General features: G+C 67.5%; 8 protein-coding genes and 1 pseudogene. 5 read left to right on the plus strand and 4 right to left on the minus strand.

Annotated features, from left to right (window positions below; translation table 11 throughout):
- Positions 1-140: 140 nt before the first annotated feature.
- The 5 genes from FFS49_RS32725 to FFS49_RS32745 all read left to right on the plus strand — a co-directional run bounded on the left by FFS49_RS32725 (position 141) and on the right by FFS49_RS32745 (position 4,472).
- Positions 141-371: a hypothetical protein gene (locus tag FFS49_RS32725; protein ID WP_039369187.1), complete on the plus strand. Its 231-nt coding sequence runs from the start codon at positions 141-143 to the stop codon at positions 369-371.
- A 243-nt stretch (positions 372-614) separates the two neighbouring features.
- Complete coding sequence (gene gor / locus FFS49_RS32730) at positions 615-1,973, plus strand: glutathione-disulfide reductase (protein WP_105817505.1); 1,359 nt, start codon at positions 615-617, stop codon at positions 1,971-1,973.
- A 634-nt stretch (positions 1,974-2,607) separates the two neighbouring features.
- On the plus strand, positions 2,608-3,285 hold the full coding sequence (locus FFS49_RS32735) for a CsgG/HfaB family protein (RefSeq protein WP_105817506.1): 678 nt from the start codon (positions 2,608-2,610) through the stop codon (positions 3,283-3,285).
- Positions 3,286-3,352: 67 nt separating this feature from the next.
- Positions 3,353-3,796 (plus strand): DUF4810 domain-containing protein, encoded by a 444-nt coding sequence (locus tag FFS49_RS32740; protein ID WP_105817507.1) that lies wholly within the window; start codon positions 3,353-3,355, stop codon positions 3,794-3,796.
- A gap of 10 nt (positions 3,797-3,806) precedes the next feature.
- Positions 3,807-4,472 carry a DUF799 domain-containing protein gene (locus FFS49_RS32745; protein ID WP_105817508.1) on the plus strand — a complete coding sequence of 222 codons (666 nt, stop codon included), beginning with the start codon at positions 3,807-3,809 and terminating at the stop codon, positions 4,470-4,472.
- A 96-nt stretch (positions 4,473-4,568) separates the two neighbouring features.
- Here the strand turns inward: FFS49_RS32745 and FFS49_RS32750 are convergent, their stop codons facing one another.
- The 4 genes and pseudogenes from FFS49_RS32750 to FFS49_RS32765 form a co-directional block, all read right to left on the minus strand.
- Positions 4,569-5,870 carry an FAD-binding oxidoreductase gene (locus tag FFS49_RS32750; protein WP_105817509.1) on the minus strand — a complete coding sequence of 434 codons (1,302 nt, stop codon included), beginning with the start codon at positions 5,868-5,870 and terminating at the stop codon, positions 4,569-4,571.
- A 25-nt stretch (positions 5,871-5,895) separates the two neighbouring features.
- Positions 5,896-7,200, minus strand: a complete 1,305-nt coding sequence (locus FFS49_RS32755) for an FAD-binding oxidoreductase (RefSeq protein ID WP_105817510.1) — start codon at positions 7,198-7,200, stop codon at positions 5,896-5,898.
- 111 nt (positions 7,201-7,311) lie between these two features.
- Positions 7,312-8,889, minus strand: coding sequence for a DUF3138 family protein (locus FFS49_RS32760; protein WP_046544258.1), 1,578 nt, complete (start codon positions 8,887-8,889; stop codon positions 7,312-7,314).
- A gap of 115 nt (positions 8,890-9,004) precedes the next feature.
- A pseudogene (locus FFS49_RS32765) lies at positions 9,005-9,205 on the minus strand (putrescine ABC transporter permease PotI); the annotation flags it as partial.

Raw genomic sequence — 9,205 nt, forward strand, 5'->3', positions numbered from 1 at the left:
GCGCGCGTGCGTCGTTCCGGTCGCGCTCGGCGAGTGCGGCCGGCCTGGTGCGGAACTTGTGTATCCGGTGATGACAATCACGGTCCGCCGGTTTTTTTCGTGGGACGATGCGCTCACGATTTTCTTGAAAGGGGATGACGATGGGTATCCTGAACACCGTGGGTGAAATCGCTGGCGCAGTCGCCGCTGTCGAAGGCGCGGAAAAGCTGGATCCGGATGCGGGCCTGCTGACCAAGGCGGCCGCTGCCGTCGCCGGCTTCAAGGGTGCGGAAGCGCTCGAAGGCCTGATCGAGAAGAAGAAGGAAGACCAGCCCGAACAGGCTGCGGACGACACGCAGGCGACGGACGGCAGCGACACGTCGCAGGCATGAGCATGGCGGCTGGTCCGGCCGTGGGGCGCCCTTCGCGCGCCCGGGCGGACCGGTGCCGCGCAGCCGGCAGGTCGGGCATGCGGTCGATCGGTGACGCATGACACACCCGGCAGCCGGTTTGACCGGCGAGAGGCAACGTCTCTCGCCGTTTTTTATTGGGTGCGCGCGTAGCTGCACCGTGCGCCGCAAGAATGCCGGAATCTTGCTATCGTGCCTTCATCCGAACTGCGATGAGGGAATGCGATGGATTTCGACTACGACCTGTTCGTCATCGGCGCCGGCTCGGGCGGCGTGCGGCTCGCACGCATGTCCGCGTCCTACGGCGCGCGTGTCGGCATAGCGGAAGAAGAGCAGATCGGCGGCACCTGCGTGCTGCGCGGCTGCATTCCGAAGAAGCTGCTCGTCTACGCATCGCACTACCCGCATGAAGTCGAGGACGCGAAGGGCTTCGGCTGGACCTTCGGCGCCGGCACGCTCGACTGGCCCGCGCTGATCGCCGCGAAGGATCGCGAGATCAACCGGCTCAGCGACATCTACATCAACCTGCTGCGGCAATCGGGCGTCGAGATGCACGCGGGGCGCGCGACGCTCGTCGATGCGCACACGGTCGCGATCGGCGAGCGCACGATCCGCGCGCGCCACATCGCGATCGCGACCGGCTCGCGCCCGTCGCTGCCGCCGCGGCCCGGCATCGAGCACGCGATCACGTCGCGCGAGGCCTTGTCGCTCGCCGCGTGCCCCAAGCGCATCGCGGTGGTCGGCGGCGGCTATATCGCGGTCGAGTTCGCGGGCATCTTCAACGGCTTCGGCAGCCACGTCGACCTGTTCTATCGCGGCGAGAAGATCCTGCGCGGCTTCGACGACGACGTGCGCCAGTTCCTGACCGACGAGATGACGAAGCAGGGCGTCACGATCCATGCGCGCTCGGTGGTCGAGTCGATCGAGCGCGCGGACGACGGCACGCTGAGCGTGCGCGCCGGCGATGCGCGGCACGGGCCGTACGACCAGGTGCTTTATGCGACCGGCCGCGTGCCGAACGTCGACGGTCTCGGGCTCGAGCAGGCGGGCGTGATGCTCGACGCGCGCGGCGCGATCGCCGTCGATGCGTATTCGGCGACGTCGGTGCCGTCGATCCATGCGATCGGCGACGTCACGTCGCGGCCGCAGCTCACGCCGGTCGCGACGCGCGACGGCGGGTTGCTCGCCCGCACGCTGTTCGGCGGGTCGCGCGTCGCGGCCGATCACGAATGGGTGCCGTCGGCGGTGTTCAGCCAGCCCGAGGTCGCGACGGTCGGGTTCACGGAGGCGGCCGCGCGCGACCTGTACGAAGGCGACGTCGATATCTACCGTACGTCGTTCAAGGCGTTGCGTCACACGCTGTCGGGCCGCGACGAGCGCACGCTGATGAAGCTGGTCGTCGCGCGCGACAGCCAGCGCGTGGTCGGCGCGCACATGGTCGGCCGCGATGCGGGCGAGATCATCCAGGGCATCGCGATCGCGATTCGCGCGGGTGCGACGAAGGCGCAGTTCGACGACACGATCGGCATTCACCCGACCGCGGCCGAAGAGTTCGTGACGATGCGGCAGAAGGTGGCGGATTAGCGGGGGCGGCGCGTCGTCCCGCGCCGCCGTGCTGGTGGCCGGGGTGACGCGCAGGCTTGTCTGCGTCGATCACAATCAGACATGCGATTTCTCCGCGACGATTGCGCTCGACATATTGCGATTGCGTGCTGAAGTCTTATTCAGTATCAATCGGCATGCGTTAAAAGTCGATAATCCGGCTGCGCGTGTGGCGGACAACGGGCGAACGCTATAAAGCGGCCTGCCGGGCTTGTGCTGGCTGGGGTTGAGCGATGTTCGGCTCAAACAACATGAAAATTCGTCAATTGACTGAAAGACCTCCCGTTTCAATAAACACGTTTGGTATGATTGCGAAAAATCATGAACGGGGCCGATCATGCGCGACCAACAGCGCAGTCATCAGAACAACGGGGTAACGGGCACTGACGCGATTCTCGCGTATCCCGCCGCTTTCCGCCTTTTGCCGCAACCCTTCCGTTGCGCGCGCATTCCTTTCGCATTCCGGATTTCACCGACGCGGCGATAAACGCGGCCCGGCGCGTCGCGCATTGACGCGCACGCTGGCCCGTTCGCGCCGCACCTGTTCCGAGCGCCGTATCGTTCGCGAGCCGGCGCGCCCGTTCCGGGCATTCTTTCCACGCAAGGAGACCCAGCAGTGAGCAACTACACACGACGTACCGTTCTCGTGGCGGCCGCCGTCGTCACGGCGCTGTCCGGCTGCGCGACCGAATCGTCGCGCACGCTCGACGTGCCGGCCGTCAGCAGCGCGCAAAAGCCGTATGCGGGCAAGCCCGTCGCGATCGCGGTCGGCAAGTTCGACAACCGTTCGAGCTACATGCGCGGCATCTTCTCCGACGGCATCGACCGCCTCGGCGGGCAGGCGAAGACGATCCTCGTCACGCGCCTTCAACAGAGCCGCCGCTTCAACGTGCTCGATCGCGAGAATCTCGACGAGATCAAGCAGGAAGCCGGCTTCATGAAGAAGGCACAGGCCGTGAAGGGTGCGAACTACGTGGTGACGGGCGACGTGACCGAGTTCGGCCGCAAGGACGTCGGCGATCACCAGCTGTTCGGCATTCTCGGCCGCGGCAAGACGCAGGTCGCGTACGCGAAGGTCAACCTGAACATCGTCGATACGACGACGTCGGAAGTCGTCGCATCGAGCCAGGGCGCGGGCGAATTCAGCCTGTCGAACCGCGAGGTGATCGGCTTCGGCGGCACGGCCGGCTACGACTCGACGCTGAACGGGAAGGTGCTCGACCTCGCGATCCAGGAGGCCGTGAACCATCTTGTCGACCAGGTCGACGCCGGTGGTCTGAAGACCGCGCCGTAAGCGCCGCGCGCGCCGGGGCCGGCGTCGCAGGCGATCGAATCACCACGACATCAAAAGAGAAAAGACCATGAAACGGGGTAACTGGCTGCCGGTGACGGCCGCCGCATTGCTGCTCGCGGGCTGCGCGAGCTCCACGCCGCCGCTGTATCAGTGGACGGGCTATCAGCCGCAGGTGTACGAGTACTTCAAGGGGCAGAAGTCGCCGCAGGAGCAGATCGACGCGCTCGAAAAGGCGCTGCAGGAGATCCGAGGAAAGGGCCATACGCCTCCGCCGGGCTTCCATGCGCATCTGGGAATGCTGTACGCGAGCGTCGGCAACGAACAGCAGGCTGAACAGGAATTGCAGGCCGAGAAGCAGCTGTTCCCGGAATCCTCGACCTACATGGATTTCCTGCTGAAGAAGAAAACCGGCGCGCCGAAGGCCGCGGATCCGAAGGCCGCCGCCCAGAAGGGCGCGGACCAGACGATCGCCGGCCAGAAGAATGCCGATCCGACTACCGCCAAACAGTGACGCGCCCGCCATGTTCAAGTCTCTCTCATTCAAGCTGATGTCCGTGCTGTCGCTCGTCGCGCTGCTGAGCGCGTGCGCGCAGCCGGTGAAACGCCCCGACTACACGGCGTTCAAGAAGAGCCAGCCGCGCTCGATCCTCGTGCTGCCCCCGCTCAACGAAACCTCCGAGGTCGGCGCGACCTACGGGATGCTGTCGCAGATGACGCTGCCGCTCGCCGAGTCCGGCTATTACGTGGTGCCGGTCGCGGTGATGGACGAAACCTTCAAGCAGAACGGCCTGACCAACGCGGCGGAGATTCAGGAGACGCCGCCCGCGAAGCTGCGCGAGATCTTCGGCGCGGACGCCGCGCTGTACACGAAGGTGTCGCAATACGGCACCGTGTACCGGATCCTCGCGAGCGCGACGGTCGTGTCCGCGTCGGCCAAGCTCGTCGACCTGCGCACCGGCGACGTGCTGTGGCAGGGCCGGGCCAGCGCGGCGAGCGATGAAGGCAGCAACAGCGGCGGTGGCGGCCTGATCGGCATGCTCGTGGTGGCGGCGGTCAAGCAGATCGCAAATACGCTGATGGACCAGAGCCATGACGTCGCCGCGTTCACGAGCGGGCGGCTGCTGACGGCGGGGCCGCCGACCGGCCTCCTGTACGGCCCGCACTCGCCGAAGTACGGCACCGACTGACGCGCATCGCGCGCGCCATCAAAGCAAAACGGCTGCGCGAATGCGCAGCCGTTTTGCATGGTAGCGGCGCCGCGAAACCGGCGCGCGCGTGACGGTTCAATGCACGCCGAACGCGTCGAGCAGCCGGTACCAGCTCATCGCGAGCACCAGCGCCGGCGTGCGCAGCGCCTCGCCGCCGGGGAAGTCGCGGTGGCGGATCTTGTCGAACAGGTCGAAGCGGCTCGCCTGTCCGTTGATCGCCTCGGCGATCAGCTTGCCCGCGAGCGCGGTCGTGTTCACGCCGTGCCCCGAGAACCCTTGCGCGAAATACATCGTCGGCGCGATGCGGCCGAAGTGCGGTGCGCGGTTCATCGTGATGTCGACGAAGCCGCCCCACGCGTACTCGACCTTCACGTCCGCCAACTGCGGGAACGTCTTCAGCATGTCCGCGCGCATCGCCGCCGCGAGATCGCGCGGCTCCCGCGTCGAATAGCTGACCTTGCCGCCCCACACGAGTCGCGTGTCGGGTGCCGGCCGGAAATAGTCGAGCACGAAGCGGCTGTCGCAGATCGCCGCGCGAGCAGGCATCAGCGCGGCGGCGCGCGCGTCGCCGAGCGGCTCGGTCGCGATCACGTAGGTGCCGACCGGCATGATCTTCTTCGACAGTGCGGGCGCGAGCGTGCCGACGAAGGTATTGCACGCGAGCACGACGAAGCGCGCACGCACGTTGCCGCCGCTCGTCTCGACGACTTGGCCGCTCGCGACGTCGCGCACGCGCGTCACGCAGCTGTCCTCGTGAATCCGCACGCCCGCTTCGGTCGCCGCGCGGGCGAGGCCGAGCGTGTAGTTCAGCGGATGGAGATGGCCGCTGTCCGGGTCGTACAGGCCGCCGCAATAGCGCTCGGACTGCACGTAGTCGCCGAGTTCGTCGGCTTCGACGAAATGGAAGCGGTCGTAGCCGAAGCGCTTCGCGGCTTCGTCGCGCCAGCGCTTCAGCCCGTCGGCATCGCGCTCGGTGTTCGCGGCGGTCAGGTAGCCGGGCACCAGCGCGCAGTCGATGTCGTGCTGCGCGATGCGCGATTTCACGAGCGACAGCGTTTCGAGCCCCATGTCCCAGATGCGTTTCACGTCGCCTTCCGGCATGAACTGCCCGAACGTGTCGATGTCGCACGCGAACCCGCCGATCAACTGGCCGCCGTTGCGGCCGCTCGCCGCCCATCCGACCCGCGACGCTTCGAGCACGGTCACCGAATGGCCGCGCTCGGCGAGGTTGAGCGCGGCGGACAGGCCCGTGAGGCCCGCGCCGATCACGCACACGTCGGCATCGATCGTGCCGGCGAGCGGCGCGTGGCGGGTCGTATCGTTGGCGGTCGCCGCGTAGTAGGACGCGACGTGCGGCTGGTTGGCGAATGTCTGCATGGTCAGGAGAACGGATGAAGTGGGCTCAGAACAGCTCGCGCACGCGGTGGTACAGCATCCCGAGTTCGAGCGCGGGTTGCCGCCAGGCGTCGCCGCCGGGGAAGCGCCGGTGGCGCATGCGCGCGAACAGGTCGAACGCGCGCGTGTCGCCCGCGATCGCGCCGGCAACCGCGCGCCCGGCGATGCCGGTGAGTGCGACGCCGTGGCCGCTGAAGCCCTGAACGTAGAAGAAGTTCGGATCGAGCGCGCCGAAATCCGGCGCGCGGTTGCGGGTGACGTCGACGAAGCCGCCCCACGCATGGTCGACGCGCACGTCGCCGAGCTGCGGGAACACGCCGGCCATGCGGCGCCGGATCGTTTCGGCGAGCGTGGCGGGCGAAGCGCCGGCCGAATTCGCGCGGCCGCCGAACAGCATCCGGTGGTCGGCCGACAGCCGAAAATAGTCGAGGAAGAAGTTGTTGTCGCACACGGCTTCGCGCCGGGCGATCAGCGCATCGGCGCGCGCCTGGCCGAGCGGCTCGGTCGCGATGATGTACGACGCGATCGGCGCGATGCGCGCGGCCGTCGCGGCCGGCAGCACGCCGCCGGGGCCCGCGTTGCAGCACGACACGACGAACCGGCAGCGCACGTCGCCCGACGGCGTGCGCACGACGGGCCGCTCGCCGCGCACGATGTCGAGCGCGGGCGTATGCGCATACAGCGCGACGCCTTCGCGGCGCGCGGCATCGGCGAGGCCAAGGCAGTACTTGAGCGGATGCAGGTGGCCCGACAGCGGATCGTAGACGCCCGCGAGATAGCGCGTCGACGCGATGCGTGCGCGAATCTCGCCGGTGTCGAGCCAAGACAATGACGGATGGCCCCAGCGCCGCGTTGCGGCGTCCATCCATGCGTGCAGATCGTCGATGCGACGCGGCTTCGTCGCGACCGTCAGGTAGCCGCGCGTGAAGTCGCAGTCGATCCCGTAGCGCGCGATCCGCTCGGCGATCAGCGCGACACCGTCGAGCGATAGCGACCACGCGGCGCGCGCGCCGTCGGCGCCGAGCTGCCGCTCGATCTCCTCGTCCTTCGCGAAGCCGGTGATCGCCTGGCCGCCGTTGCGGCCCGACGCGCCCCAGCCGGGCCGGTGCGCGTCGATTACCGCGACGGACAACCCGCGAGCACGGCAGTCGAGCGCCGTCGACAGGCCCGCGAAGCCGGCGCCGATCACGCAGACGTCGACGTCGATCGTCCCGTCGAGCGCGGGATCGTCCACGGCGGGGCGCACGGCCGTCGCTTCGTAGTACGAGTCGCGCGCGAGCGCATCGGCGCGGCGGGTGAAAGACTGCGTCATGAATCCGACTCCCTCGTTGCAGCCGGCGGCGGCGCGTCGCGCACCGTCATCCGGCCGGTAAAAACGGCGCGGGACGCCGTGCACGCGGCACGGCGTCCCGCGCGGGTTGCGTCAGAACGAATAGATGAACTGCGTCGCGAGCAGGTCGTTGGACTTGCCGTACGACCCGTCGTTGCGCAGGAACACCTTGTTGTTCGCCCAGTCGTGGCGATATTCGACCTTCACGGTGATCTGCTGGGTCGGATAGAACAGCAGGTCGAGCGCGACGTCCTGGCGCACCGCGCCCTTGCACTCGAAGCCCAGGCCGCCGCCGGCCTTCGACTGCGCGAGGCAGTCCGCGTCGACGCCGAAGCCGTTGCTCGGGTCCATCCCGTTGCCGTTCAGCGCGATGCCGCCACCGCCGCCGCCGTTCTTCGAGTTGGCGAGCAGGTCGTAGCGCAGCGTCACGCCCATGCGGCCGACCACCGGCGCGTTGAACTTGCGGTGCGCGAGCAGCGACAGCCCGTACCACTGCGCGAGGCCGCCGTTGAACGCCGCATGCTGCTGACGGCCGTAGTCGACTTCCGCGTTGTACTGAATGTCGGCGAGCGTGTAGGTCGCGTCGAGTTCGCCGAAGAAGAACGAACCGTAGCCGCTCGGTGCCGCCCCGCCCGGGCCGTAATGGACGACGCCGTTCGAATCGATCGCGCTCGCGAGCGTCTGGCGGCCGATGTTGAACGAACCGCCGAGATCGAGCGCGCTCGACCACGTGTAATCCGCGCGCGCGGTGAAGGTCGGCACCTTGTTGCTGGTGGTGATCGGATCGCCGAGCGCGTTGGTGCCCGTCGTCGTGACCGAACCGTACGTGCGGTACTGCTCGTTGCCGAGGAAGAACTTCCACGCCCAGTTGCCCTTCGTGTAGTTCGCGCCGATACCGACGTAGCTGCCCGGATCCGAGAAATCGTACAGCAGGTTGTGCGTGAGCGTGAGCATCTGGTTCGACTGCTGCACCTCGTAGCCGCCGAAGCTCGGGATCAGGCCGGCGACCAGCGTCGTTTCGGCGGTGATCGGCACGTTGATGACCGCCGTGTTCAGCAGGTTGTCGGTGATCGAGCCGCGCGAGTTCTGCAGCAGCGTGATGCCGTTGCCGCGGTTCGGCATCAGCGTGATTTCCGCCGACGGCGCCATCGGGCCGACGCCGAACGTCTTCTTGATGTCGAGGTAGAGGTCGCCGAACGTGCTGTTGAAGTAGTTGTACGCGTTCTCGTGGTTCGCGAACAGGAACGACGACGTGCCGGCCGCGCGGTTGTAGATGTAGGTCGGATCGATGTAACCCGTCACCGACAGGCCGGCGAGCGGGCCCGTGTTGGCCGCGTCCGTCAGCGAGTCGACCTTCAGCTGCTGGTTCGCGATCTGTTGCTTCATTTCGCCGACCTCGTCGTTGGTCAGCGTGGCCTGCGCCTTGCCGTAGTCCGGCGAGCCCGGGTCGACGGCCACGGCGGCCGGCGCGGCGCCGGCCGCTGCCTTCGTGCCGGCCTGGGCGGTCGCGGTGCCGCCCTTCGCCGACAGTTGCGCCTGCATCGCCTTCATCTGTTTCTGCAGCGCCGCGACCTGCGCCTGCAGCGCCTTGATCTCGGCGGATGTCGAGTCGGCCAGCGCGATGCCCGGTAACGCGCCGGCCACCAGCAGGCAGATCAGTTTCTTCTTCATTGCGGATTCTCCTTGTCGTGCGCCTGTCAAATCGGAATCGAATCGCGCGCCCCCCTGGAGCGGCGCGTCTTGCTTGTCTGCAATGCTTGTTATCGTTGAAGCAGGAGGCCTGCCGTCACGCCACCGCGAACGCCGCCTTCATGTCGGCGATGCGGCGCCGTTCGCGCGCGATCATCATCCGGTTCACGACGATCACGCCGATCGTCACCGCCGTGATGAACAGCGTCGCCAGTGCGTTCATCTCCGGGTTCAGCCCCAGCCGCACGCGCGAGAACACCACCAGCGGCAGCGTCGTCGAGCCCGGCCCGGACAGGAA

It is taken from the genome of Burkholderia sp. 4NA327C6, from assembly GCF_005502655.1.
GTDB classification, from domain to species: Bacteria; Pseudomonadota; Gammaproteobacteria; order Burkholderiales; family Burkholderiaceae; genus Burkholderia; species Burkholderia contaminans.

Coding starts and splice junctions, on each gene's coding strand:
- FFS49_RS32740 (WP_105817507.1), top strand. CDS start 3,353: ATGAAACGGGGTAACTGGCTGCCGGTGACGGCCGCCGCATTGCTGCTC.
- gor (WP_105817505.1), top strand. CDS start 615: ATGGATTTCGACTACGACCTGTTCGTCATCGGCGCCGGCTCGGGCGGC.
- FFS49_RS32755 (WP_105817510.1), bottom strand. CDS start 7,200: ATGACGCAGTCTTTCACCCGCCGCGCCGATGCGCTCGCGCGCGACTCG.
- FFS49_RS32725 (WP_039369187.1), top strand. CDS start 141: ATGGGTATCCTGAACACCGTGGGTGAAATCGCTGGCGCAGTCGCCGCT.
- FFS49_RS32760 (WP_046544258.1), bottom strand. CDS start 8,889: ATGAAGAAGAAACTGATCTGCCTGCTGGTGGCCGGCGCGTTACCGGGC.
- FFS49_RS32750 (WP_105817509.1), bottom strand. CDS start 5,870: ATGCAGACATTCGCCAACCAGCCGCACGTCGCGTCCTACTACGCGGCG.
- FFS49_RS32745 (WP_105817508.1), top strand. CDS start 3,807: ATGTTCAAGTCTCTCTCATTCAAGCTGATGTCCGTGCTGTCGCTCGTC.